Below are 26,530 nucleotides of genomic sequence, written 5' to 3' on the forward strand. Positions count from 1 at the left end.
ATTCTTTTTCTTTGTGATTTTAAAAAATCGAGCAGTTGTGCTCGATTTTTATTATTAATTTATTTTAATGAAAATTTAAGCCATTGCCTCAATTTCTCTCAAAATGTTTTTTTTTGCTAACCTCAGAAATCTTGGTAAAATCTGAGCCTGTGTCAACATGATTTTATCTTCGTCATCCATTCTGTCTACCGTTTCGAGATATTTTTCCATTCCGAAATTTTCAATCATGGCTTCTTTGTTTTTTTCGTCTTTCAGGTTTTCAATCATGCCTGCCGGATTGGCTTCCGGGTGAAACTGCGTTCCGAAAATCTCATCCGAAAAACGAATCGCCATAACAGCTCTTTCTAAATTGATATGCGGACGGAATTTCTCAATGGCCACGATTTTCATTCCCAATTCTTCAAAACGATCAACATTCGGCTCAATAAACTGATAAGCTCTGGAATCTACTGCGTAGAAAGGATCTTGAAGATTTTTAAACAAAAATTCTTGTTCACCTTCTTCACTTTTATGTATTGGCATCACTCCAAAAGAGTAAGATTTTCTTTTGCAGATATTTCCCAAATCCCAATGAATGCTCGCCAATTGGAAAGAGTGACAAATTAAAAACAAATACTTTTTTGTCTCATTTTCCTGATTATATTGATATACTGAATCTAAAAAAATTGCAAATTTATCTTCCCATTCAAATCCTTCACGATGCGGGTTTCCCGGACCTCCGGATGAAATGAAGATGTCAAAATCTTCTATATTCGGAATTTCATTTTTAAAACGGACATCAAAAACTTTGATGCTGATATTTTCTTCAGACTGCTGCTTGAAAGCCTCAGAAATTTCTTTAATATTTTTAAATCCCTGATTCACATGATTATTATTCATGTCGAGCAAAGCAATTCTTACATCTCTCATAACTTCATATTTTATGCAAAGTTATTAAAAATATTATGAAACATTTTCGCTGTGCGTGATGCCGTATTCAGTTTCAGATATCATGTAATCAACGACTTTCTTCAGATCTCCGGTTTCTTTATACACCGCAAGTTGTCGGTCTGCACCAGTTCCGTTTTCCAAAATCTTCCATGCATATTCTACTTCTTTTCTGCATCCTAAATCGTCTACAACATCATCGATAAATTCAAGTAATTCTTTCAATAAATCCGCATAAGGAACAGATTCTTCTTTCCCAAAATCAATTAAGTGAGAATGAATTCCGTCTCTTGAAGCACGCCATTTATTTTCATTAAGCAATAATCTTCTGTAGCTTCTGAAACTTAAATTCTGCTGATGCAGTTTATAAATTTTTGCCACCAAACTTTGCATAATAGCTGCCAGACAAACCGTTTCTTCGATTCTCAAGGGCATGTCGCAAATTCTGAATTCAATAGTAGGGTAGAATGGGTGAACACGCAGGTCCCACCATATTTTTTTAGCATTATCGATTGTTCCGGTCTTCACCAAAAGATCAACGTAGCTATCAAATTCTGCTAAAGAATTGAAGTAACTCGGGATTCCAGTTCTTGGAAATTTAACGAAAATCTCTTGTCTGTAAGATCTGAATCCTGTATTTCTTCCAATCCAAAACGGTGAATTTACTGAAAGTGCATAAACGTGCGGCAGAAAATAACGCATCACATTTTGAATTCTCACTCCTTCTTCACGATTTGGAATCCCAATGTGAACATGCAGACCAAAAATAAGATTTCCACGGGCAACGTCGCCCATATCGTCTACGATTTTGTTGTAACGTTCACCGTTGGTAATCGTGTTGTGTTCCCAATTTGAGAAAGGGTGCGTTCCGCCTCCAGAAACACGAAGCCCCTGCTCGTGTGCTGTTCTAATGAGATGTCTTCTCAAATTCGTCAATTCTGCCTGAGCTTCCTGTATATTTTGGCAAATTCCGGTTTCCATTTCAATCATAGATTCGTGCATTTCGTGCTTTAAGTTTTCACTTAAAACAGCCTTACCGCCTTCGATGATTTTTGAAACATGCGAAACTAAATCTCTGCTTTCTAAATCTATGATCTGATACTCTTCTTCAATACCAATTGTAAACTGATGCATTTTTAATTTGTGTTTTGTTGGTTTTATTTTACTGAATCTTTTACGAAAGTTCCCCAAGATATATTTTGTTTTCCAGGAACATATTCTTTTGCTTTTTCGATCGCCAATTTTGCTGAATGCTCTACAATCCATGCGAAATTTTCTTCACCTACAGAGTTTCTGTCAGCATCAGGTGCAGGATTACAGAAGTCAATTGCGTAAGGAATTCCGTCTCTTACTGCAAATTCTACCGTATTGAAATCATATCCTAAAGCTTCATTCATTTTGATGGTATAATCATGAATCACTTTTAATAATTTTTCTAAATCTTTACCTTCCGTCTGATGGGTCGTTGCATATCTCAAGTGATGCGGATTTCTCGGTTCGTAAGGCATAATGTGAACATATTTTTTACCTAAGCAGTACACTCTGTAATAATCCTGAAACACAATTTCTTCCTGAACCATCATAACCAGCTGCTCAGTTTCTGATAATTTGTCCCAAAGATCTTCCGGACTTTCTACTCTGTAAACACTTTTCCAGCCACCACCGTCGTGAGGCTTCATATAAGCCGGAAAGCCAACATAATTAAAAATATAGTCCCAGTCGTGAGGAAATTTCAGGTTTCTAAATGATGTTTCTGTAGTATCAGTCGGTCTTTCGTGAGAAGGCAGCAAAACTGTATTTGGCAACGGAATTCCCAATTTAGACATCAAAGCGTTATTGAAAAACTTTTCGTCCGCACTCCACCAAAATGGGTTGTTGATAACGTAAGTTCCGTTCAATGCTGCATTTTTTAGATAAGCTCTGTAGAAAGGAACATCTTGAGAAATTCGGTCGATAATTACTGCATAACCGTAATCTGCTCCCTGCTCCAATTTATCAATTGTCACCGCTTCAGCTACAATTTCTCCTTTTCCTAATTCGTTTACTTTGTCGATAAATGCCCAAGGAAATGTATCTTCCATCCCGAATAAAATTCCTACTTTTTTTGCCATAATTTGTCTTTTTAATGATTTACTATTAATATTTGAATTGTTTAAATTTTAAGAAAAGAATGTTCCGATAAAATTAGGGAAAGCCATTCTCCAAAGCGGCCAGTCGTGATTGATCCATCTTTTTTCGTCGTACCAGAAATCAATTCCTTTTGCACGCAGAATATTGGCCATTTCTATATTTTTATCTTTGCAAATGTCTTCGTCTGATGTGCTCAAAACGATATGCATGTGTTTGTATTTCCAGGCTTCATCATTTTTTACAAACTCCCTCGGACAGTTGAAATAAACCAACTCGTCAGAATATCCGTCCATAAAATTCCTAATGCTGAACGCTCCAGAAAGGGAGAATAGATGAGAAACCACATCCGGAAATCTGAATGCAAAATTTGATGCGTGATATCCTCCGAAACTTGCTCCTGCAACTGCTACACGGTGAGTGCCATGAAGTTTTTGAATGTAGGGTACAAATTCCTGAATCAGAAATTGCACATATTTTTCGTAATTTCTTATCCTTTGTTGAGGCGAAATTTTTTCGTCATAAAAACTCCACGCATCAATTGTTTGAATGTTGTATAATTTTACTTTTCCCTGTTCAACAAACCAATTGATGCTGCTGTTGAGATGAAAATCATGGTTTTGCGTATATTGTCCTTGCGAAGTGGGGAACATGATAATCGGATAACCGAAATGTCCTGTAACCTCTACTTTAAGGCTTGTTCCTAATATGTTCGAGTAATAATCTGTGTGTTCTATATGTGGCATGTACTATAGATTTTTAGTTTTTTTGTGTTTAAATTTTTAAGGCGAAATCGTATTTAATTAAATCATTACTCAAACTCTAAATTAATTCATTTTAAATTAATAAGTTACTGAATGTCAATTAATTTAATGATAAATAATCGTTACGCTGTCGGTTTTTCTTTTGGTGGAATAATATTGAGAAGATGTGCATGGATTTTTTCTGCTGCACGATCCAGTCTTTCTACAACCTTGTCAGAATCATTTGATTTGTAAACAATCCCTACATGATAATCTATTGGAAGAAATTTTACGACTTCTTCACATTCAAATTGGTTGTAATCGGGTTCTTTATCTTTAATTAAAGCAACGATTAATCCTGAATAATAACCTGTAGGTTTAGAAACTTGGTAATTTTTTCCTCTTAGAAGCGCGTCTTCAATTTTCGCCCATTCACGCCAGATGTTGATGTTGCTCGAAGCTTCCACCAAATCAGGAATATGTGCACCGCCAACTCGTGATGATGTTTCCAGGAAATACCATTTTCCATCTTCTTTTCCGCGGATAAATTCTGTGTGAGTGGCACCGTTGAGTAAGCCAAAATTCATCAGAACTTTCGTATTGGCTTCGTCTAATGCTTTAAATTCATCGGAGTATCTTCCTAAAGTTTTGGTTCTGAAAACTCCGCCTTCATGAGAAACTTCCATTGGGGGAGCGAGATATTTTGAGGCAGAAGTGAAAACAATTTCTTTATTGAACGTTAAACTGTCAACATGATAAACATCGCCTGGTTTAAAGCTTTCTAAAAGAAATAAATGACGCTCTTCGCCCAGTTTTTCTAATGCCCCCCAAAGTTCTTCTTTGGTTTTCAGTTTTTTAATTCCTGATGCTGATGCTTCAGATCTAGGCTTTAAAACCCAAGGAGCAGGGACTTTATTGGTGAAGGTATCCACCTCATGATCATTAAAAACTGCGGTGAACTCCGGAACATTGATTCCTGAATCTTTAGCTTTCTGGCGCATGGCCAATTTGTCTCTGAAATAACGGTGTGTCGTCTGTCCCATCCCCGGAATACGGAATGTCTCACGAATGAGTGCGGCTTTCTCAACATCGTAATCGTCTAAAGCAATTACAGCATCGACTTTTCGGGTTTTCATCAGATGAGAAAACCCCTGAATCAGATGGTCAAGATTCCAGACAGACGGTTTCACTTCGGGCATATAGAAAACCTCGCTAATGGCATCCCACGGCCAATTTTTTTCTTTGAGGTTTTCTGATGTTACTAAGATGATTTTATTGCCGAGTTTCTTCATCTCGTCCATAAAATCGTAACCTTTGTAATAGCACGAAATGCATACAATAGTTTTCTCCTCCATATAATGTTTTTTTAAATTTGATGAATATTCAAAAATAAAAGCAATTTTTTATTGATGTTTTAATGTTAAAAATCAATAATCAATGCGTATTTGAAAATCACTAATCAATTATACAGAGAAATTTCGAAATAAACTAATTTTTAGTGATAATTTTCAATTAAATCGGCTAATAATTGAACACCATAGCCTGTTGCAGCCTTATCTTTAGCATATCCTACATTTCCAAAGGCAACTCCGGCAATATCGAGATGTGCCCAATTGGGATGTCCTTCAATGAATTCTTCCAAAAATTTTGCGGCAACAATACAGTCTCCGATAGGTTTCATTGAGATATTTTTAAAATCGGCAACATCAGATTTAAAATCATCTTTCCAGATGTCCCAAAGCGGTAAATTCCAAACTCTCTGGTTGGTTTTGTCACCGGTTTTTATTAAAAGATTCTTTAATTCTTCATTATTAGAAAACATGGCGCCACAAGTATCACCAAACATTCTTACGGAACTTCCTGTGAGCGTCGCCAGATCAATTAAAACGTCAGTTTTAAAGTTTTTAGATAGATATGAAAGTCCGTCTGCCAAAGTCATTCTGCCTTCTGCATCGGTATTCAGGACTTCTATTGTTTTTCCATTGTAGGCTGTGATCACATCGCTCGGAAGATAAGCGTTTTCTGAAACTGCATTATCCGTAATTGGTAAAATTGCAGTAATGTTCACAGGTAACTGCATTTGTGAAGCGTAAATCAATGCGCCTATCACCGCTGTTGCGCCACCCATATCAGATTTCATGTAATGCATATTGTCTGATGCTTTGATGGAAATTCCGCCGGTGTCAAAAAGGACACATTTTCCTACCAAGCCGAAGGTTTTAGCATTTTTAAAGGTTGTTTTATACTCTAAAATAGTAAATGCAGCATCATAAGCACTTCCTTGGTTTACAGAAAGAAATGCTCCCAATCCTAGTTCTTCACATTTTTTTCTATTGAAAACAGTATATTTAAGCTGATTTTTTTTAGCTAAATTTTTCAGATAGGTATTGACGGTTTCGGGTCTTTTTAAATTGGCAGGTTTATTAAGCCAATCCTGACAGGCAGTTTGTCCTTCGCAAAGCGCATCGGCTCTGCTGGAAATAACGTCTAATTTTTTCTGACTTAAATTTCCAAAATGAAACTCAAATTTTTCGTTCCAAAACGGATGGTTTTTCTCAAACGGATAGTTGTAAGTTCCAAGGAAAAGCCCTTTTACAAACTCTTCAAACTGTTTTTCATTAATGAAATCAGCTGAAATCAAAGTTGGAACAGTCTGAAAATTTTTCTTTTGACTCTGAGAAAATTTCATCGCCACCTGTTGAAATTCAAAATTCTGCAGATCAGATTTTCCAAGTCCGATAAAATAAGTGATGGCCCCTTCCTGAGCATCGATGAAAACCTCATTTTTCTTTCCTGAGAATAGAATCGAAATGTTTTTATTGTAATTTTTGCTGTTTTCTGTCCAGGTTTCTTCTGTAAATAATGTGAAAACCTGTGCGTAATTTTTATTTCTTTTATTGAGTAAGTTCATAATTTAATTTTTAATAGAATCCTGATGTGGAGTAACTTCCACCGGATTTTCTGTATTGTTGTAAAATAACCATTCGATTGCTCTTGGGAATTCCTGAGACCAGTAAAATTCGCTATGAGATCCTTCAGGATTGATGTTGGTTTTAAATTCAAAATCGAAAAGATTTTTCTTTTCCCATCTTTTGAGATAATTTTCAAAAACCTGAATTCTTTTTACCATTTTAGAACCTTCCTGTTCGCCACCATAGAGATAAATTTTAGTTTTAAACGGAACTCTGAAGCTCATCATCGGGAAATTGTTATTCGGCTCTACCCAAAGTGACGGGGAGAAAATCAATAATTTAGAATAAACTTCAGGATACAAAAATCCGCTGTAAATGCTGATTAATGCACCAAGAGAACTTCCGCCAATTCCTGTATTGTCTCGATCTTTTTTGGTTCGATAATGTTCATCAACGAAAGGTTTTAAAGTGTCTGTAATAAAACGGATATATTTCTTGCCTTCAGAACCGTTTGCCACATTATCGTTGTCAAAAATATATTCTTTAATTCTTTCTTCGCTTCCATGCTCTATAGCGATAATAATAACATCACCACGACCATATTCTGCCAAGATAGAAAGTTTTTTATCAATTTCCCAATTTCCGTACGGACTTCCTTCGTTGAATAAATTTTGTGCATCCTGAAGATAGAGCACCGGATAGCTTTTGTCTGAAACATAATAATCATAAGGAAGAAGTGCCCAGACTTTACGGTGTCTGTCAAGCTGTGGAATGTAAAATTCTTCTGAAATAATTTCAACAATAGGAAAAAATTCCTGCTTAAATGGTCCCCAATTATATCTCCATTTTTCAACTCTGTGAGAAACTTCACCATCAGATTTTAAAACTTTCTTATTTGGGGTAATACTTCCATACTGATCAAGTTCTACATTTTCCCAGCCGCCTTTTGTAAATTTAAATTCTACAATGTTAGGAAGAAACTCATCAAATATCTCGATGTAGTAATTGTTGGGATCTATTTGTGTCAGTTGATATAGGAGATCTTTAGGATTCCAAGTATTAAAATTTCCGGTTATAAATATCGGCCTTTCATCGGCTTCACTTGTGTAAAGTGTAAACTTCATATTTGTGTTTAAAAAGTAGGTAAATATATTAAACTCATAAAAATAGAAAAAATCTTTTTATTTAAGTTAATTAAAATTAATAAAAAACAGTCTTTAGCAAAGGAAATATTTATATATTTGATAGTCATCGATACTTATTGATAAACTGTTTAACATAAAATCTTTTTCGGTTTTTTTATAATGACTGCTCATGACCAATCTGACGGAAAAAACACTATGATGAACTCGGTAAAAACCTATACACTTTTCACAGACCATGACGTTTACCTTTTTAAAGAGGGTAAGCATTATCGCTTGTACGAAAAATTCGGTGCGCATTCTGTAGAAAAAGATGGCGTAAAGGGAGTTTACTTTTCGGTTTGGGCTCCCAATGCAAAAAAAGTTTCCGTTATCGGGAATTTTAATAATTGGAATCACAAAGATCATATTCTTTTTCCACGCTGGGATGGTTCTGGGATTTGGGAAGGCTTTATTGCCGGACTTACCTGGGGAACTTTGTATAAATATGCCATAGAAAATTTAGGTAAAATTTTAGAAAAAAGTGATCCTTACGCACTGAGCTGGGAGCAGAATCTTCAGGCGGCATCATTAGTCTCTACGAATTGGTATGAGTGGAGTGATGAAGAATGGCTGGAAAAACGCTGGAAAAATAACAGTTTAGAATCTCCTATTTCTGTTTACGAAATGCATTTGGCATCTTGGTGCAGAAATGAAGATTTTCCGGAGAAATTTTTGAACTACACAGATATTGCAGCAAAGTTAGTTCCTTACATCAAAGATATGGGCTTTACCCATGTAGAATTTATGCCAGTGATGGAATATCCTTATGATCCGAGTTGGGGTTATCAGATTACTGGTTTTTTTGCGGCAACTTCACGCTTCGGCTCACCGCAGGATTTAATGTTCTTAATCAATGAGCTTCATAAAAATGATATTGGAGTGATTCTCGATTGGGTTCCTTCGCATTTTCCGGGGGATGCCAATGGATTGCATCGATTTGACGGAAGTTATTTATACGAGCACGAAGATCCGAGAAAAGGCTTTCATCCCGATTGGAAATCCTACATCTTTAATTACGGAAGAAATGAGGTGAAGTCTTTTTTAATTTCCAATGCCATGTTTTGGCTTGATCGTTATCATGCCGACGGTTTGCGTGTAGATGCAGTTACTTCTATGCTTCATTTGGATTATTCAAGGAATGAAGGCGAATGGGAACCGAATATTTATGGAGATAATGTCAATTTAGAAGCAAAAGCCTTTTTGCAGGAATTTAATACGGCGGTTTATAAAGAATTTGGAAACAATATTATCACCATTGCAGAAGAAAGTTCAGATTTTCCTCTGCTTACAAAACCTGTTCACGAAGGCGGGGTAGGTTTCGGAATGAAGTGGATGATGGGCTGGATGCACGATACCTTAGATTATTTTAAAGAAGAGCACGAAAATAGAAGACATCATCATCATAAGCTGACGTTCGCATCCATGTATATGTTTAATGAAAACTACATGATGCCTTTGTCTCACGATGAAGTGGTACACGGAAAAGCAAGTCTTATTTATAAAATGAAAGGCGACGAATGGCAGAAATTTGCTAATTTAAGGGCACTTTTTGTTTATATGTTTACGCATCCGGGTGCAAAGCTGCTTTTCATGGGAGATGAATTTGGGCAGACCAATGAATGGAATTTTAAACAAAGCTTAGACTGGCATTTGCTTGATTTTCCAATTCATAAAGGTTTGCAGAATTTAGTGAAAGATTTAAATCATTTATATCGAAGTGAAACAGCTTTCTACGAAAATCAATTTAACCCAAGCGGTTTTGAATGGGTAGAAGCTGATGATACCGATAATTCCGTTTTGATTTATTTAAGAAAAGGAAAAAAGAAAGACGATGTTCTGATGGTTATTTTAAATCTGACCCCAAATACATTTGATTATAAAGTTGGAGTAAATGAAGGAACACATTGGGAAGTGATTTTCAATTCTGATGACAAAAAATATAATGGAAGTGGAGTAGAAACAAACATTTTCAGAGAAGAAAATGAAGAATGGATGAGCCGTCCGAAATCTATTTTCCTGAAACTGCCGCCGCTTGCCGGAATCGTTTTGAGAATGAAAAAAGACAGAAAGTATAAATTGAGTAGAATAAAACAACATAAAAAATAATAATGACAATTTATCACCTTAGCACAGAATGCTATCCCGTTGCCAAAGTAGGAGGTTTGGCAGATGTTGTGGGAGCTTTGCCAAAGTATCAGAACAAAATAAAAGATGTTGATGCCAAAGTGGTAATGCCTTGGTACAATAAATCTTTTGTCTACGATCACGAGTTTGAAGTGGTTTTTGACGGTTTTATTCACCAAGGGCAGAATATGCTTCAGATTCAGGTCATGAAAGAGAAAACAAACACTTTGGGGTTTGAATTGTTTATGGTGAAAATTTCGGGGCTTTTAGATCGTGAAAATCCTTACGGGTATCAGGATGAGAATTTTCAGTTTTTGGCTTTTCAGCAAGGTATTTTGCACTGGCTGACGGCTATGCAGATTCGTCCTGATGTTTTGCATTGTCATGATTATCATACAGGATTAGTTCCTTTTATGGTACAGCATTGTCCGGAGTTTGAATTTTTAAAAGGAGTAAAAACGATAGGCACTATTCACAATGGTGAATATCAGGGAATGATGCGTTGGGATATGATTCATTTTATGCCCGCTTTTGATCATTATAAATGGGGACTTCTCGACTGGAACGGATTTATTAATCCTTTGGCTAGTATGATTAAATGTTGTACTGCTTTCACAACGGTTTCTGAAGGATATTTGGAAGAGCTTTTTGTTAGTTTTAAAGGCTTGGAAAGTCTTGTTCGTGATGAGTTTGGAAAAGCCTACGGAATTATCAACGGAATTGATACCGATGTCTGGGATCCACAAACTGATCCGATGCTTGATTTTAATTACAATTCTAAAAATGTCCTTAAAATTAAAAAGAAAAATAAGCAGAAGCTCTGTAAGGAATACGGTTTAAACCCAGATTTGCCGCTTTTTGCATTCATTGGAAGATTTGCCACAGAAAAAGGTGCCGACTTGCTCCCTGAAGTGGTCTGGAGAAGTATTAAACAGACTTATGGTGCTTTAAATATTATCGTTTTAGGTTCCGGAAATGCTTATATTGAAGATAAATTAAAGGAATTGAACTTTGTTTATGCAAATTTCGCCACAGATATCGGATATAAAGAACATTTATCTCATAAAATCTACGCTTCGGCAGATTTTTTGTTGATGCCTTCAAGGGTAGAGCCTTGCGGTCTTAATCAGATGTATGCTATGCGTTACGGAACAGTTCCGGTTGTAAGCTATACTGGCGGATTGAGAGATACCGTTAAAGATATTTCTACAGGCGGTTCAGGATTAAATTTTACCTATCCGGGAGTTGATGATATTATTCATGCGATGGTTCGGGGGTTGGCGATTTACAATCAAAAAAAGGCGATGGATGATTTGGTGCTTTCAAATATGAATTTTGATTTTGCATGGGAGAAATCTGCGGAAAAATATTTAGCTTTATACAAGAACTAAAATTTTACCTTTTAAAATTAAAATAAATTCAAACTATTCAAAAAAGTATACTAATAATAAGATAAACCACAAATAAATTTATGAATCCAAATGTTATTTCAATCGTTTTGGGAGGAGGTAGAGGTACAAGGCTTTTTCCATTAACTTATTCAAGATCAAAACCCGCTGTCCCGATTGCCGGAAAGTACAGATTGGTGGATATTCCTATTTCTAACTGTTTGAATTCAGGTTTAAATAAAATCTTGGTTCTTACTCAGTTCAATTCAGCATCATTAAATGCACATATCAAAAATTCTTATCATTTTGATATTTTCAGTAAAGGATTTGTAGATATTTTAGCCGCAGAGCAGAATGTTGAGAATGAAAGCTGGTTCCAGGGAACTGCCGATGCCGTGCGTCAATCGATGAAGCATTTAGAAAAATATGACTATGAATATATTTTGATTCTTTCGGGAGATCAGTTGTATCAGATGGATTTTAATGCAATGCTTGATTTCCATATAGAAAATGGTGGTGATGTAACGATTGCTACAATTCCGGTGAATGCAAAAGATGCTACAGGTTTTGGTATTCTAAAATCTGATGAAGAAGGAAATATCACTTCTTTTATCGAAAAGCCAAGCTACGACCTTCTCAACGGTTTGCAGTCTGAAGTTTCAGATAAAAATAAAATGGAAGGTAAAGAATATTTAGCTTCAATGGGAATTTACATTTTCACAAAATCTATTTTAAAGAAAATGTTTGAGGATGGAGCGGGTGATGACTTCGGTAAAGATATTATCCCAAGCTCAATCGGGAAGTACAGTACTTTAAGCTATCAATATGAAGGATATTGGACGGATATTGGAACCATCGAATCTTTCTACGAAGCGAATTTAGATCTTTGTCAAGATTTTCCACAGTTTAATCTCTTTTCGTCTTCACCGATTTATACTAGAGCGAGAATGCTTCCGCCATCTAAAATCAACGGTTCTTATGTAAGTAAGGCGATTTTTGGTGACGGTTGTATCGTTATGGCAGATAAAATTGAAAATTCAATCATAGGCCATAGAACAAGGATAGATAAAGGAAGTACAATCGTGAATTCTTATGTAATGGGTGCCGACTTTTATCAAAACACAAAAGAAATTGTTATAAATGACAGCAAAGGGCAACCCAATATGGGAATCGGAAAATACTGTTATATCGAAAAAGCAATTTTAGATAAAAACTGTTATATCGGCGATAATGTGAGAATCATTGGTGGTAAGCACATGGAAGACGGAGATTACGGAACACACTCTGTTCAGGACGGAATTGTCGTTGTGAAGAAAGGAGCTGTTTTGCCTCCCGGAACCCATATCGGATAATAATTTAAACAACATAGAAACTAGAGTGATCAATATATTGGTCACTTTTTTTATTTGTATTACTTTTGTGCGATGCGTTTTTTCAAAATCATAGCCATAATTATTTCTTTGCTTGTGGGAGCTTATGCAGCTTCTATGTACTTTTTCGTTGACGAAAGCAAAAGTTTCAAAGTAGAAAAAGAGATTGATTTTCCTTTAGATAAAGTGTTTAATCAGTTTAATAATTTACAGCATTTCACAAGATGGAATAATTTCTTTACGAGTTCAAAAACCATTACCATCGATTATTACACACCTTACGAAGGGCAGGGAAGTGCTATCAGCTATAATGATCCGAAAAGTGAAGACGGTGGCGAAATGTTTATCCGCTACGAAAATCCAAACAAAACTTTAAGATATCAGTTATTTGAAGACGAGGATGAAAACCCGACTTTAATTGATGTTAAATTTCAAGTCGTTTCAGCAGAAAAGACAAAAATTACCTGGTTTGTACACACTCCGAAATTATCTGTTTTAACGAGAGCTCAGAATTTCTGGACCGAAGATAAATTTACCGATAATATCGACAAGAGCATGGTGAATCTTAAGAATGTTTTAGGGAACAAAGTTTCAAAAGACAATCAACTGGCTTCGATAAAATACGACAGTCTGATTGTGGAGAAAGAAGACGCAAAGATGATCTTGGGAGTAAGCGTAAGTACATCCAATAAAAAAGATGCATTGTACAAAAATATTGTGATGAATTACAATAAAGTTTACAATTATATAACGATGGATTTAGGTAAAAAAGATGATGAATTTGGTTACCCAATCCTGATTACTGATGCAGATAATTTCAAAGACAATGAAGTTTCTTATTATTTCGGAATTCCTTTATCGAAGAAATTTGGAGTTAATGACAATAATTTCAGCTTCAGATCCGTCAGTCCGACTCAGAATTATGTGATTTATTATAAGGGAACTTACGCAGGAAGAGTAAAAGCAATTCAACAATTAATGCAAAAAGCGAAAACTGACGAAATGCGATATGGTGACATTTATCAGACATTCATAGAGCAGCCTTTAGAGAATCAGGATGTCAATATGAAGCTTTCGTTATCTGTTTATAAATAAATATGATACAAATCATTCCTTTATATTTTTTTTAATAGTGTGAGGCTGTCCCAAGTCGGTTTTTTTTATTAAATTTGAAGATTAATACGACTAACAAAATTTAATAAATAGACCAACTGTAATAATGGACAGATTTTCATTCCTAAACGCAGCTCATTCTCAGTTAATTGAGGATTTATACCAACAGTACTTAAAATTTCCGGACTCTTTAGAACCATCATGGAAAGCCTTTTTTCAAGGCTTTGATTTTGCATTGGAGAATTATTCTGATGAAGAAGACATTCAGCAAATCAAAAACGTGGGAAATTCTTCTTCTGCAGTTCAACAGATTTCTCAGGCGGCTTCAAACGGTGAAGTTCCTGAGCACATCAAGAAGGAATTTAAGGTGGTAAATCTTATCGAAGCTTACAGAACGAGAGGCCACTTGTTTACAAAAACCAATCCTGTCCGTGAGAGAAGGCATTATACGCCAACTTTAGATATAGAAAATTTCGGTCTTTCTCAGTCAGATTTGAATACAAAATTCAACTGTGCTACAGAAACCGGGATGAAAGGTCCTGCAACTCTTCAAGAGTTGATTACCCATTTAGAACATATTTACTGCGACTCTATTGGTGTAGAATATACATACATCAATAACGTTGAGGAGAAAGAGTTCATCAAGCAGTGGCTTCAGGTAAACGAAAATCATCCAAGCCTTAATGCTAACGAAAAAACTGAGATTTTACTTAAATTAAATCAGGCTGTAGCATTTGAAAATTATCTTCATACAAAATTTGTAGGTCAGAAAAGATTCTCATTAGAAGGTGGTGAATCTCTTATTCCTGCTTTGGATCAGTTGATTTCAAGGTCTTCTCAGTTAGGCGTTGATGAGGTTGTTTTGGGTATGGCTCACAGAGGAAGATTAAACGTTTTAACTAATATTTTTGGGAAATCTTATAAGCAGATTTTCTCAGAATTTGAAGGAAAAGAATTTGAAGAAGATGTATTCTCAGGTGATGTGAAATATCACTTAGGTTCATCTAAAAAAATAAAAACAGCGTCCGGAGAAGAAGTTTCTATTAACTTAACTCCGAACCCATCTCACTTAGAAACTGTTTCTGCTTTGGTAGAAGGTATTTGCCGAGCTAAAGTTGATGACAGATACAAAGGTGATTATTCTAAAATTTTACCGATCGTTATTCACGGTGATGGTGCATTGGCTGGTCAGGGTATTGCTTACGAAGTTGCTCAGATGATGACTTTAGAAGGGTATAAAACGGGAGGTACAGTTCATATCGTTGTAAATAATCAGGTTTCATTTACAACTAATTATATGGATGCAAGATCTTCTACCTATTGTACAGATGTTGCAAAGGTAACAGAATCTCCTGTAATGCATGTAAATGCTGATGATGCTGAAGCGGTGGTTCATGCGATTCACTTTGCGGCTGATTTCAGAGCAAAATTTGGTAAAGATGTTTATATTGATTTATTAGGATACAGAAAATATGGTCATAACGAAGGGGATGAGCCAAGATTTACACAACCTAACTTGTATAAATTAATTTCAAAACATCCGAACCCAAGAGAGATTTATAAAGATAAACTGTTGAAAGACAATATTACATCAAACGATGTGATTGCAAAAATGGAAACAGAATTCAAAGCGCTTTTAGATAAAGACTTTGATGCTTCTAAGGAAATCGAGAAAAATGTGATGGATATTTTCATGGCAGATGATTGGACGAATTTCCCTATTGCAAAAAGAGGTGCGGTGCAAGATGCTGTGGATACAGGATATGATTTAGCTAAACTGAAAGAATTAGCAATCAAAATGTCAACGCTTCCTGCTGATAAAAAATTCATCAATAAAATTACAAGACTTTTTGATAACAGAATCAAGGCTATTGAGGCAAACTCTTTAGACTGGGCTCTTGGAGAATGGCTGGCTTATGCTACACTTCTTGTTGAAGGTCACAACATCAGAATTTCTGGTGAAGATGTGGAGAGAGGTACTTTCTCTCACAGACACGCTGTTGTAAAAACTGAAGATACTGAGGAAGAATATGTTCCTTTAAAAGAAGTTTCAGAAAGCAGATTTGATGTATTCAATTCTCACCTTTCTGAATATGGAGTTTTAGGCTTTGATTATGGTTATGCAATGGCATCTCCTAATACTTTGACAATTTGGGAAGCACAGTTTGGAGATTTCGTAAATGGAGCGCAGATTATCGTTGACCAATATTTGGCTGCAGCAGAAGAAAAATGGAAAATTCAGGATGGTTTGGTAATGTTATTACCTCATGGTTCAGAAGGTCAAGGAGCAGAACACTCTTCAGCGAGACTAGAAAGATTCTTAACGCTTTGTGCAAACGAAAATATGGTAGTGGCAAATATCACTTCTCCTGCTAACTATTTCCACTTGTTGAGAAGACAGTTGAAATGGTCATTCAGAAAGCCATTAATTGTGATGAGTCCAAAATCATTGTTAAGACATCCAAAAGTGGTTTCTCCGCTTGAAGATTTCTCAAACAAAGGATTCCAGCCTATTTTAGATGATCCTACTGCAGACCCAGCGAAAGTTGAAAAATTAGTATTATGTTCAGGTAAATTATACTTCGAATTATTAGCTAAAAAAGAAGAATTAAATTGTGAAAATGTTGCTTTGGTAAGATTTGAGCAATTATATCCGCTTCAAAATGATGCTATCGAAGCTGTTTTTGCTAAATATGAAAACAAAAAATCAATCGTTTGGGCTCAGGAAGAACCAGAAAATATGGGGGCTTGGTCTTATATCCTGAGAAATTTCAGAGATACAGGAATTCAGGTTATTTCTCCGGTACCAAGTGGTGCTCCGGCTCCTGGAAGTCACAAAATGTTTGAAAAAAACCAAAACTTAGTGATCAACAGAGTTTTTGACAGAGATGATGCTCCTGCTAAAAGACCTGTAACTGCTTAATTATAATAAATATCCAATTAAAAAAATAAAAAATACGATATGTCAATTTTAGAAATGAAAGTTCCTTCACCGGGAGAATCAATTACAGAAGTTGAAATTGCAACTTGGCTTGTAAAAGATGGTGATTATGTACAAAAAGATCAACCAATCGCTGAAGTAGATTCAGACAAGGCAACTTTAGAATTACCTGCAGAAGAGAGTGGTGTTATCACTTTAAAAGCTGAAGAAGGTGATGTAGTACAAGTAGGTCAGGTTGTTTGTTTAATTGATATGGATGCTGCTAAACCGGAAGGTGGTGCTGCTCCGGTTGCCGAAGCTCCAAAACAGGAAGAAGCGCCTAAAGCTGCTGAACCTGCAAAAGTAGAAGCTCCAAAACCAGCTCCTGCTGCTCCTCAATCTTATGCTACAGGTGCTCCGTCTCCTGCTGCAAAGAAAATTCTTGACGAAAAAGGAATTGATGCTTCACAGGTTTCAGGATCTGGAAGAGATGGAAGAATCTCTAAATCTGACGCTGAGTTAGCTGCTGTTCCTGCAATGGGTGGAAGCTCTTTAACGGCTACAGGTGCAAGATCTACAACGACAACTAAACTTTCAGTTCTTAGAAGAAAAATCGCTCAAAGATTGGTTTCTGTAAAGAACGAAACGGCTATGTTGACGACTTTCAACGAAGTTGATATGTCTGAAATTTTTAGACTAAGAAAATTATATAAAGAAGAATTTGCTCAAAAACACGGAGTTGGACTTGGTTTCATGTCTTTCTTCACAAAAGCGGTTACAAGAGCATTACAAATGTATCCTGATGTGAATGCATCGATCGACGGAGATTTCAAAATTAATTACGATTTCTGCGATATTTCAATTGCCGTTTCAGGTCCTAAAGGATTGATGGTTCCGGTATTGAGAAATGCTGAAAACATGTCTTTCGCAAACGTGGAAGGAAACATTAAAGACTTAGCAATCAAAGTAAGAGACGGTAAAATTACGGTTGACGAAATGACTGGTGGTACTTTCACGATTACAAACGGAGGTACTTTCGGATCAATGTTGTCTACGCCAATTATCAACCCGCCACAATCTGCAATCTTAGGAATGCACAATATCATCCAAAGACCAGTTGCGGTTGACGGACAAGTTGTGATTCGTCCAATGATGTATGTTGCGATGTCTTATGATCACAGAATTATCGACGGTAAAGAATCTGTAGGATTCCTTGTTGCGGTAAAAGAAGGTATCGACAATCCGGTAGAAATTCTATTGGGTGGAGACGAGAAGAAAGGTCTTGGATTATAATTAATTATTTCCTAGAACATCATATACAATCTCGCCTTCAAAAAAGGCGAGATTTTTGTATCAAATAATAAAACGAACAAAATGTTTTCTAAAATTACTTCGAATATTAAGGTGTCTGTGACCCCTGAATATGATAGCAAAAATTCCTATCCTTCTGAAAACCGATTTGTTTTTAAATACAACATCGTGATAGAAAATGAAGGAGATTTTCCCATCAAAATTCTAAAAAGAAAATGGCTCATCTTTGATGTAGGATTTGGTTTCACTGAGGTTGTAGGAGATGGTGTAATCGGTCTCACTCCCGATATACAGCCCAATGATCAGTTCGCTTATTTTTCAAACGTTATGCTGCGTTCAGGCGTTGGAAATATGAGTGGAATGTATCTGGTAAGAAACGAAGAAACTCATGAAAATTTTGAGATTGATATTCCAAAATTCAATTTACTTTCTGCTATTCTTGTCAATTAATTCTATTTTTAAAACTGAATTAAATACAAATTATTCGGGCAGAAAATTTGACTTTGTCGAATAGATAGTTTTTATTTTTTTTGTGGCAGCTATTTCCGCCTTCCGCTCCCAATTTTTTTGTTTTAAAAACAAAAAAGATTTTCGCTCAAGTCGGGCTGCGATTTTTACATTAATTAAAGTGAGGAGACGGTTCAAAATTTGTAACTGTTTTAAGACTTGTGACGAAATATTAGGCATAAAAATTAATTGCTCCGTAGGAGCAAAATCTGAGTAGAAATTTATGTCAACATGAAAGGTGCGTTCCGTAGGAACGCTATCTCTTTTTCGCTTCGAAAATCTATATTGTAGGAAATGAAATTTCAATAAAAAATGAAATTCATTATCCTTCTAAAAATCACAATTTCTTAAGCTTAGCCTGAAAACATTCATGAATTTCATCTGTACTTGTAATAATCAGTTTTTCAAACCCTAACAAAGCAATTCTTGCACAAGCTTCTGCATCATCGCCTGCTCTGTGGTGATTAAATTTGATCTGATGATGCTCTGCTAAATGTTTTAAACCATATTTAGGAAGATAATTCCAGGATTTTTTGCCACCTGAATGCTGCAGAGATAATTCAAATTGGGTTTAAACATTCCATAATAATCAAGACAACTTCTCAAAACTCCGGCATCAAAACTTGCATTGTGAGCGATCATTAAATTTCCGTACATCATTTCCTGAACTTCGTACCAGATTTCATCAAAAGTAGGAGCGTCCTTAACATCATTCGGCAAAATACCGTGCACATCAATATTTCTTTGATTAAAATAAGGAAAACTCGGAGGCTTGATCAACCAGGTTTTGGTCGAAACAATCTGTGAATTTTCAACCACGCAGATCCCCAATTCGCAAGCCGAATGTCTTTCGTGAGTGGCCGTTTCAAAATCTATTGCGCAGAAATCCATGTGATTTTTATAATTAATGAATGGTTATTGATAAATGATCTTAACTCTTTTTATTTCCTAAAAAATGTTTAAAAATCAACCATTCAGTTTGATAATACTTTTTGATCTGATTTTTTTGACGAAGTTTTAAAGTTCCGGGAAGTTGAGCATAAAATCCAAAATGTCCCCGCAAAACAGCCCAAAGATGAGAGAAACCATTTTTATAGGCAAAATAGAAAGCTGCAGCTCCATCTAATATCATTCTTGAAAATAATATCCAAATTAAATTTGGAAAAGGTAAGTTTTTCAACATCATCGAAAGATTATTCCTGATGTTGAGAAAAGTCTTTTGCGGACTTTGTTTATTTAAAGTTCCACCTCCAACGTGATATACTTTTGATTGCCCGGTGTAATATATTTTTCTTCCTGAATTTTTCAATCTCCAGCATAAATCAATTTCTTCCTGATGTGCAAAAAATCTTTCGTCAAAGCCATTTTGCTCCCAAAAATCTTTGGATCTTATAAAAAAGCAACATCCCGAAGCCCAAAAAATTTCAGTCTCATCATCATATTGGCCTTTGTCTTCTTCCACATCATCAAAAACTCGCCCTCTGCAATAAGGATAGCCTAAGTTATCAATCAATCCGCCTCCGGCTCCTGCAAATTCGAAATATTTTTTATTTGAGTAAGATAAAATTTTAGGCTGAATTGCTGCTATTTTTTGGTCTTTCTTAAATAAATTTAAAACCGGTTCAATCCAATTTTCGGTAACTTCTACGTCTGAATTCAAAAGACAGTAAAATTCTGCATTAATCGATTTTAAACCTTCATTATAACCACCTGCAAAACCATAATTTTTATCGTTTAAAACAATCTTAACAGTTGGAAATTTGAATTTTAAAAAGTCTACGGAATCATCATCAGAAAAATTATCGATGACATAAATCTCAGCATTTTGAGAATAGTTGATTACACTTGGAAGAAATTTTTCCAACCAGCTTTTCCCGTTCCAGTTGAGGATAACAATGGCTAAGTTTTCTGACATTAATATTTAAATTTTTTCAGAATCAAAAGTTTTAATAGAATCCTGATATTTCCATTTTCTGTGTGACCAAAGGTAATTGTCGGGTCTTTTTTAATGGTATTTTCTAATAATTGATGAAACTTTCTTACTACTTCATTGGTTACAAATTTTTCCCCTTCCGGCTCCATTCTGTAATAATTGATTTGATAATGGCCGCGTTTTACCTTCTTCATTTCTGTATAGATAAACACCAGATCCATTCTTGTTGCTAATCTGTCATAGCCAATAAAAGCAGGTGTTCTTTGATTAAGAAATTCTAATCCGTAGTTCACATGAGAAGAATGCGGAGTCTGATCAGCAACAAAAAGATAAATGGAATCGCCATTGTTTTTGTTTCTTAAGATATTCATAATTACCTCGTTGGCTTCTAAGGCTGTGTTGCCAAATTTACTTCTCACTTTTTTCATTTGATCTTCCCAAAAAGTGCTGTTCACTTTTCTATAAACGGGATGACAGTTGGTCTGAGGAACCACAGTAGCCAAAGTATTCATCCATTCCCAATTGAAAACATGACCTGCCAGTAAAATGACATTTTTACCTTCATCTTTAGCTTCTTGAAACAAGTGTTGATTGATGTGCTGCATCCTGACCTTGGTTTCTGTTTCAGACATGGTAAAAGATTTTACAGTTTCTATAAGGTAATCTGAAAAATTTAAGTAAAATTTCTTTCTTATTTCTGCAATCTCTTCGTTTGATTTTTCGGGAAATGAATTTTTAAGATTCTGTGTGATTATTTTTTTTCTGTATCCTACAAAATAGTAATTCAGGAAGAAGATAATGTCCGAAAAAATATATAATATTCTTAGCGGTATTTTAGAAATCAAGTAAAGTATTTTGATCAGAAAATTCATAAAGTTTACAAATTTAGTAATAATAAAATTATGGTTTCATTTTTGCTACAAATAAGTATTATTTTTTTAATTTTATAGTATGAAATCGCCATGATCTGGAAGCACAAATTCCAATAAAAATTAGGCGATTGCATACGACCTTTAAAACAATTATAATTTACGTATGAAAAAGATATCAAAAAAATTAGCAATTCTCAGTTTTCTTACATTAGGAAGTGCAGCATTTGCTCAAGATATAAAAGTAAGCTCAGATGTTAAAAATTCTAACGACAAAGCGCTTATCGTATCACCCGAACAAATTGCCGAACAAGAAGCTAAAAAGAAAGCGGCGTTAGCTGAAAAAGCTAAGTTGCCAAAACCTTATGACGCTAAAGCCAATGCTGAAAAAGATATCGAAAATTTAGTGGCAAAGGCGAAAAAGGAAAATAAGAACATTATGATTCAGGCGGGAGGAAACTGGTGTATCTGGTGTTTAAGATTTAACCAATACGTTCAGACAACTCCGGAATTGAAGAAGTTAGTTGATGACAATTATTTGTATTATCACCTGAATTATTCGCCGGAGAATAAAAACGAAAAAGTTTTTTCTAAATATGGAAACCCCGGTGATGAATTCGGTTATCCGGTGTTCATCGTTTTAGATCAAAACGGAAAGATGATCCATGTGCAGAAAAGTGACGTTTTGGAAGAAGATAAAGGCTACAGCTTAGAAAAAGTAAAAGATTTTTTTAAAAGCTGGACGACAAAATCATAACAGTAAAACTGAGAATTTTCTCGGTTTTTTTATTTTATAAAAGTTTCTTGATCCATTTTATTTTATTCTCGGAGTAGGGTGGATATTTCAAATCCGGCTCACCCCAAGTTGCTCTATCCAAAATAGCTTTTTGATGTGAAAAAGTTTCAAAACCGAATTTCCCATGATAGCTTCCCATTCCAGAGTTTCCGACTCCGCCAAAAGGAAGATTGTCATTTCCTAAGTGCATGACCACATCATTGATACAGCCACCGCCAAAAGATAATTTTTGAGTAAATAGATTTTTCTCTTCATTATTATTGGTGAAAATATAGGCTGATAAAGGTTTTTCCAATTCTAAAATTGAGTTTAAAGCTTGGTGGAAATTGGTAAATGAAATTACAGGTAATATAGGTCCGAAAATTTCGTCCTGCATCACATCATCTTCCCAATTGACATTATCTAAAATCGTTGGCTCGATATAAAGATTTTCTTCATTAAAGTTTCCACCAAAATATACTTTCTGTGGGTTGATTAATTGGGTAAGCCTTTCAAAGTTTTTCTTATTGATAATTCTTGTGTATTGTTCGGAATTTGACTCGTATTTAAATTCCTCGATATATTTTCTTAGTATTTCTAAAAATTGCTCTTTTACAGATTCTTCAACTAAAATATAATCTGGAGCAACGCAGGTTTGCCCAGCATTTAAAAATTTCCCCCAGACAATTCTCTTGGCTGCAACTTCGATATTCGCTTCTTTTGTGACAATTACAGGCGATTTCCCACCTAATTCTAAGGTTACAGGTGTCAAATGTTCTGCGGCGGCTTTGTAAACGATTTTGCCCACCTTTGTGCTTCCGGTGAAAAATATTTTGTCAAATTTTAATTTTAAAATTTCTGTTGTTTCATCAACTCCTCCCTCAACAGCGTAAATGTATTCTGGTGGAAAATTTTCGTTGATTATTTTCGCCATTGCTTTCATTGTATTTTCGGCAATTTCACTAGGTTTTAGGATACAACAGTTTCCGGCAGCAATTGATGCTATTAATGGCGATAAAGAAAGTTGATATGGGTAATTCCAGGCTCCGATGATTAACGTGCAGCCAAGAGGTTCAGAATGGATTTTGCTGGTTGCAATCTGATTGGCTAGATTGGTGGTGACTTTCTTTGGTTTTGAAAGTGAATTTAAATTTTTCAGATAATAATCAATATCTTTTAAAACAAATGAAATCTCGGTAACATACGTTTCAAACTGAGATTTTCCAAAATCTTTATCAATTGCTTCGTAGAGTAAATTTTCATTCTGAATAATTAAATCTCTCAGCTTTTCGAGATACATTTTTCTGAATTTTACATTCTTCGTTTTTTGCGTGTTGAAAAATTCCTTTTGGGAGTGGAGTATATCTTGATAATTCATTCTTTATTTATTGAAAATCAATTACGGTAAAAAATATGCCAAAGTATAGCCATAAAAAAACCACTTCTTGCGAAGTGGTTATATATTTGAGAAAATCTCTTGAGAATCTTAAGCTTCTTCAGAAGGAGTTTCTTCTACTGCAACTTTTTTAGGAGCAGCTGGTTTAGGAGCTTCTACCGGAGCATCAGATACTACATCAAATTCGAAGTTGTACTCTACATTTCTGTGAAGTCTAACTACTGCAGTTACTTTACCAGTTCTCTTAATAGTGTTTCCTGGGATTTTGATGTATTTCTTCTCAACTTGTACACCAGCTTTAGCCAATGCTGCAGAAAGATCTGCATTGTTGATAGATCCGAATAATTTGTCACCAGAACCTACTTTTGCAGGAATAGTGATAGAAGTTTTCTTCAATTGATCTACTACAGCGTTTGCAGCAGCAACCAATTTCGCTTCTTCTTCTTTTCTAGCTTCCAACGTAGCTTCTAAAGTCGCTTTGTTTTTTGGTGTAGCTAAAAGAGCGATCCCTTGAGGTAACAAGAAGTTTCTTGCATAACCTGGTTTTACATTTACTGTATCGAATTCAAGACCTAAATTTTCTACGTCTTTTTTAAGGATAATTTCCATTGTTGTTGTCCGTTTTAGAGTTCCGAGTTCCGATTATTCATCGGGTTTCTCTTCACTTCGTTAGAATTTAATATTAATTCAGCAACAAAAGCCAAAAGCTAAAAGCTAGTAGCCAATTGCTAATTGCAATTTTTTACTTTAATAAGTCAGCTACGTAAGGCATCATTGCAAGGTGTCTTGCTCTTTTGATAGCCGAAGAAACTTTTCTTTGATATTTTAAAGAAGTACCAGTGTATCTTCTTGGTAAAATTTTACCTTGTTCGTTAACGAACTGTAATAAGAAATCAGCGTCTTTGTAATCAACGTGCTTGATTCCGAATTTTTTGAATCTACAGTACTTTTTATCAGTTTTTGTATTGATATCAAGTGGAGTAAGGAATTTTACTTCAGATTCACCTCCAGCAGAGGCTTGTTTAGCCATATCATCTATTGCCATGTCTTTGTCTTTTTAAATTTGGGTTAGTAATATTAAGCTCTTGAAGCTTTAAGTTTAGATCTTCTAGTTACAGCGTACTCTACAGCGTGCTTGTCTAGTTTTGTAGTAAGGTAACGAATTACTCTTTCGTCACGTTTGAATGCCAATTCTAAGTCAGCAACTACAGTTCCTTCACCTTTAAACTCGATTAAAGTGTAGAATCCATTCTTTTTTAATTGAATTGGATAAGCTAATTTCTTCAATCCCCAATTTTCTCTAGTGACAATCTCACAGTTTTTTTCTTTGATAAGATCTTCAAATTTTTTCACTGCTTCCTCCACCTGAGCATCAGATAGAACGGGAGTTAAAATGAAAACAGTTTCGTAATTGTTCATAATGTAAATGAATTTGTTAATTATTTCGAGGTGCAAAAATATGAATTATATTTAGGATATACAATAGTATCTCAGTTATTCGCAATAAAAAAGACCTGCAAAACAGGTCTTTAATTAGTTTTAAATTAATATTTTTTATTTTTTAATTATTTTTGCTGACTGTAAGCTATTTTCTGTTTGAGCAGTGATAATATAAGTTCCTGTTGTTAATCTTGAAATATTAATGTTTGCTTTCTGTGCATTGATAGATTCATTTAATACACTTTTACCGCTTTGGTCAAATATGGTTAATGATTTTATTTTTGATTCAGAATCAATATTCAACATGTCAGAAACCGGATTAGGATATATTTTGAGATTTGAATCTCTTTTAACCACATCATTCACAGATAAAGTTGCAGTTACGTTTACAGTGTAGTCTTCTGCTTGTCCGTAGGTACCGTCTTCACAAGGGTTTGTAAGACCAGTTGTTCCGTCTAATTTTTTAATTCTCATTCTGGTATTTCCAAGAAGAGCAGTTGTAGGAACAGCGATAGTATGTACCGCCTGAATTGCATCTGTACCGGTAGAGTTTGTAATCGTTTGTGTTACGGTATATGTCTCTCCTGCATCATTTAGATTTCCATTCTGATTCCAATCAATGAACACTGCAAAATTATTTGTATAATTTCCACCGGTATTACCTTTTAAAGTAATATCATAAGATTGCCCTCTGGCTACACTGGCTGTTTGCGTAAGAAAATATTCATGACCGTTTCCTATATATGTGGTTGCGCTACTTGTATTGTTGATTCCTGCAAAATTTACCAAAGTAATTGGTTCATCACCATCATCACCGAAAAAATCTGCAAATACAAGTGGTCCACAATAAGAAAGGGGTGGTGCAACATAGGTATAATCTACTTTGATGTTATCTACCATTAACATGAATTTGTCAGTGCTATTGTTTACAAAGGCAAATCTTACATTTTGACCAATATAAGGAGTTAAACTTACAGCTCTGCTCGTCCAATATTTATTTTCGCCAGCGGTGTTGTAAAGTTCAACAGTAAAATCATTGACTGTATTCCCCCCGTTTGGAGCAAGCATTACTTTGTAGCCATCAGGATAGGTTCCATCCTGCGCTTTTGCATCCCAGTATAAGGTTGGTGAAGCTCCAGAAACTGGAACTGTTGGTGATATTAGCCAATCATTCGAAGTTCCTGCAGGTGTATACCATGAGGTACTCATTGCCGCATGATTTCCAGCGGGACCTCCAAAACTTCCGTTAGCTCCCTGTCTGTCGATGCGATTCCATCCATTGGTAATAAATGCTACACCGGATGCGGGTGTTAATCCATCAACATTTAGTACAGTCCAAGCTGTAATTCCCTGGCCATTTCCATCAAAATTTTCCTGAAATATCTGGCTGAAACCAAATATAGGAAGTCCTAAAAGTAATGCATTGAGTAATTGTCTTTTCATAATAATTATTTTTTTGTATTCTTATTCCAAGTTAAACAAAAAAATAAT

General features: G+C 35.2%; 22 protein-coding genes and 1 pseudogene. 8 read left to right on the forward strand and 15 right to left on the reverse strand.

Translation table 11 applies throughout. From position 1 onward, the window contains the following. Positions 1-75: 75 nt before the first annotated feature. The 7 genes from EAG08_RS19245 to EAG08_RS19275 form a co-directional block, all read right to left on the reverse strand. Positions 76-909, reverse strand: a complete 834-nt coding sequence (locus EAG08_RS19245; protein WP_129536851.1) for a type 1 glutamine amidotransferase — start codon at positions 907-909, stop codon at positions 76-78. 33 nt (positions 910-942) lie between these two features. After that, positions 943-2,061, reverse strand: a complete 1,119-nt coding sequence (locus EAG08_RS19250) for a carboxylate-amine ligase (RefSeq protein ID WP_129536852.1) — start codon at positions 2,059-2,061, stop codon at positions 943-945. Positions 2,062-2,084: 23 nt separating this feature from the next. Next, the gene (locus tag EAG08_RS19255; RefSeq protein WP_129536853.1) at positions 2,085-3,038 is read right to left on the reverse strand and encodes a RimK family alpha-L-glutamate ligase; all 954 of its coding nucleotides are present in this window, start codon (positions 3,036-3,038) and stop codon (positions 2,085-2,087) included. Between the two features lie 48 nt (positions 3,039-3,086). Continuing rightward, positions 3,087-3,800 carry an alpha/beta hydrolase-fold protein gene (locus EAG08_RS19260; protein ID WP_129536854.1) on the reverse strand — a complete coding sequence of 238 codons (714 nt, stop codon included), beginning with the start codon at positions 3,798-3,800 and terminating at the stop codon, positions 3,087-3,089. A 140-nt stretch (positions 3,801-3,940) separates the two neighbouring features. Next, positions 3,941-5,152 carry an acetyl-CoA carboxylase biotin carboxylase subunit family protein gene (locus EAG08_RS19265; RefSeq protein ID WP_129536855.1) on the reverse strand — a complete coding sequence of 404 codons (1,212 nt, stop codon included), beginning with the start codon at positions 5,150-5,152 and terminating at the stop codon, positions 3,941-3,943. A 140-nt stretch (positions 5,153-5,292) separates the two neighbouring features. Next, positions 5,293-6,708 (reverse strand): M17 family metallopeptidase, encoded by a 1,416-nt coding sequence (locus EAG08_RS19270; protein ID WP_129536856.1) that lies wholly within the window; start codon positions 6,706-6,708, stop codon positions 5,293-5,295. A 3-nt stretch (positions 6,709-6,711) separates the two neighbouring features. Continuing rightward, entirely contained in the window at positions 6,712-7,833 is a 1,122-nt protein-coding gene (locus EAG08_RS19275) for an alpha/beta hydrolase (RefSeq protein WP_129536857.1), read from the reverse strand. A gap of 219 nt (positions 7,834-8,052) precedes the next feature. On the opposite strand from EAG08_RS19275, the gene glgB reads away from it, so the two are divergent. The 7 genes from glgB (at position 8,053) to apaG (ending at position 18,569) form a co-directional block, all read left to right on the forward strand. Next, positions 8,053-9,999 (forward strand): 1,4-alpha-glucan branching protein GlgB, encoded by a 1,947-nt coding sequence (gene glgB, locus EAG08_RS19280; RefSeq protein ID WP_185145198.1) that lies wholly within the window; start codon positions 8,053-8,055, stop codon positions 9,997-9,999. Between the two features lie 2 nt (positions 10,000-10,001). After that, a complete protein-coding gene (locus EAG08_RS19285) occupies positions 10,002-11,408 on the forward strand; it encodes a glycogen synthase (RefSeq protein WP_129536858.1) in 1,407 nt (468 codons plus the stop codon). Positions 11,409-11,488: 80 nt separating this feature from the next. Further along, the gene (locus EAG08_RS19290) at positions 11,489-12,757 is read left to right on the forward strand and encodes a glucose-1-phosphate adenylyltransferase (RefSeq protein ID WP_129536859.1); all 1,269 of its coding nucleotides are present in this window, start codon (positions 11,489-11,491) and stop codon (positions 12,755-12,757) included. Between the two features lie 72 nt (positions 12,758-12,829). Continuing rightward, positions 12,830-13,870, forward strand: coding sequence for a polyketide cyclase (locus EAG08_RS19295; RefSeq protein ID WP_129536860.1), 1,041 nt, complete (start codon positions 12,830-12,832; stop codon positions 13,868-13,870). A 124-nt stretch (positions 13,871-13,994) separates the two neighbouring features. Continuing rightward, complete coding sequence (locus EAG08_RS19300; protein ID WP_129536861.1) at positions 13,995-16,811, forward strand: 2-oxoglutarate dehydrogenase E1 component; 2,817 nt, start codon at positions 13,995-13,997, stop codon at positions 16,809-16,811. A 39-nt stretch (positions 16,812-16,850) separates the two neighbouring features. Next, positions 16,851-18,101 carry a 2-oxoglutarate dehydrogenase complex dihydrolipoyllysine-residue succinyltransferase gene (odhB, locus tag EAG08_RS19305; RefSeq protein WP_129536862.1) on the forward strand — a complete coding sequence of 417 codons (1,251 nt, stop codon included), beginning with the start codon at positions 16,851-16,853 and terminating at the stop codon, positions 18,099-18,101. A gap of 81 nt (positions 18,102-18,182) precedes the next feature. Beyond that, positions 18,183-18,569: a Co2+/Mg2+ efflux protein ApaG gene (gene apaG, locus EAG08_RS19310; protein WP_129536863.1), complete on the forward strand. Its 387-nt coding sequence runs from the start codon at positions 18,183-18,185 to the stop codon at positions 18,567-18,569. Positions 18,570-19,124: 555 nt separating this feature from the next. On the opposite strand, the gene EAG08_RS19315 is transcribed toward apaG, so the two are convergent. From EAG08_RS19315 to EAG08_RS19325, 3 genes and pseudogenes are all read right to left on the reverse strand, one after another. Then, a complete protein-coding gene (locus EAG08_RS19315) occupies positions 19,125-19,517 on the reverse strand; it encodes an exonuclease domain-containing protein (RefSeq protein ID WP_228446656.1) in 393 nt (130 codons plus the stop codon). Positions 19,518-19,557: 40 nt separating this feature from the next. Beyond that, positions 19,558-20,541, reverse strand: a complete 984-nt coding sequence (locus EAG08_RS19320) for a glycosyltransferase family 2 protein (RefSeq protein ID WP_129536864.1) — start codon at positions 20,539-20,541, stop codon at positions 19,558-19,560. Positions 20,542-20,547: 6 nt separating this feature from the next. Continuing rightward, positions 20,548-21,431: pseudogene (locus EAG08_RS19325) on the reverse strand (lysophospholipid acyltransferase family protein). Between the two features lie 163 nt (positions 21,432-21,594). Between EAG08_RS19325 and EAG08_RS19330 the strand changes: the two are divergent. After that, entirely contained in the window at positions 21,595-22,185 is a 591-nt protein-coding gene (locus EAG08_RS19330; protein ID WP_129536865.1) for a thioredoxin family protein, read from the forward strand. A 34-nt stretch (positions 22,186-22,219) separates the two neighbouring features. Here EAG08_RS19330 and EAG08_RS19335 read toward each other — a convergent pair whose 3' ends face one another. The 5 genes from EAG08_RS19335 to EAG08_RS19355 all read right to left on the reverse strand — a co-directional run bounded on the left by EAG08_RS19335 (position 22,220) and on the right by EAG08_RS19355 (position 26,482). Then, complete coding sequence (locus tag EAG08_RS19335) at positions 22,220-23,581, reverse strand: aldehyde dehydrogenase (protein ID WP_129536866.1); 1,362 nt, start codon at positions 23,579-23,581, stop codon at positions 22,220-22,222. 108 nt (positions 23,582-23,689) lie between these two features. Beyond that, positions 23,690-24,208, reverse strand: coding sequence for a 50S ribosomal protein L9 (gene rplI, locus EAG08_RS19340; protein WP_129536867.1), 519 nt, complete (start codon positions 24,206-24,208; stop codon positions 23,690-23,692). A gap of 133 nt (positions 24,209-24,341) precedes the next feature. Beyond that, positions 24,342-24,644 carry a 30S ribosomal protein S18 gene (gene rpsR, locus EAG08_RS19345; RefSeq protein WP_034757623.1) on the reverse strand — a complete coding sequence of 101 codons (303 nt, stop codon included), beginning with the start codon at positions 24,642-24,644 and terminating at the stop codon, positions 24,342-24,344. Positions 24,645-24,676: 32 nt separating this feature from the next. Continuing rightward, on the reverse strand, positions 24,677-25,018 hold the full coding sequence (rpsF, locus tag EAG08_RS19350) for a 30S ribosomal protein S6 (RefSeq protein ID WP_129536868.1): 342 nt from the start codon (positions 25,016-25,018) through the stop codon (positions 24,677-24,679). A 135-nt stretch (positions 25,019-25,153) separates the two neighbouring features. After that, on the reverse strand, positions 25,154-26,482 hold the full coding sequence (locus tag EAG08_RS19355) for a T9SS-dependent choice-of-anchor J family protein (RefSeq protein WP_129536869.1): 1,329 nt from the start codon (positions 26,480-26,482) through the stop codon (positions 25,154-25,156). Positions 26,483-26,530: the final 48 nt, after the last annotated feature.

Origin of the sequence: Chryseobacterium sp. 3008163, from assembly GCF_003669035.1 — a bacterium.
GTDB lineage: Bacteria > Bacteroidota > Bacteroidia > Flavobacteriales > Weeksellaceae > Chryseobacterium.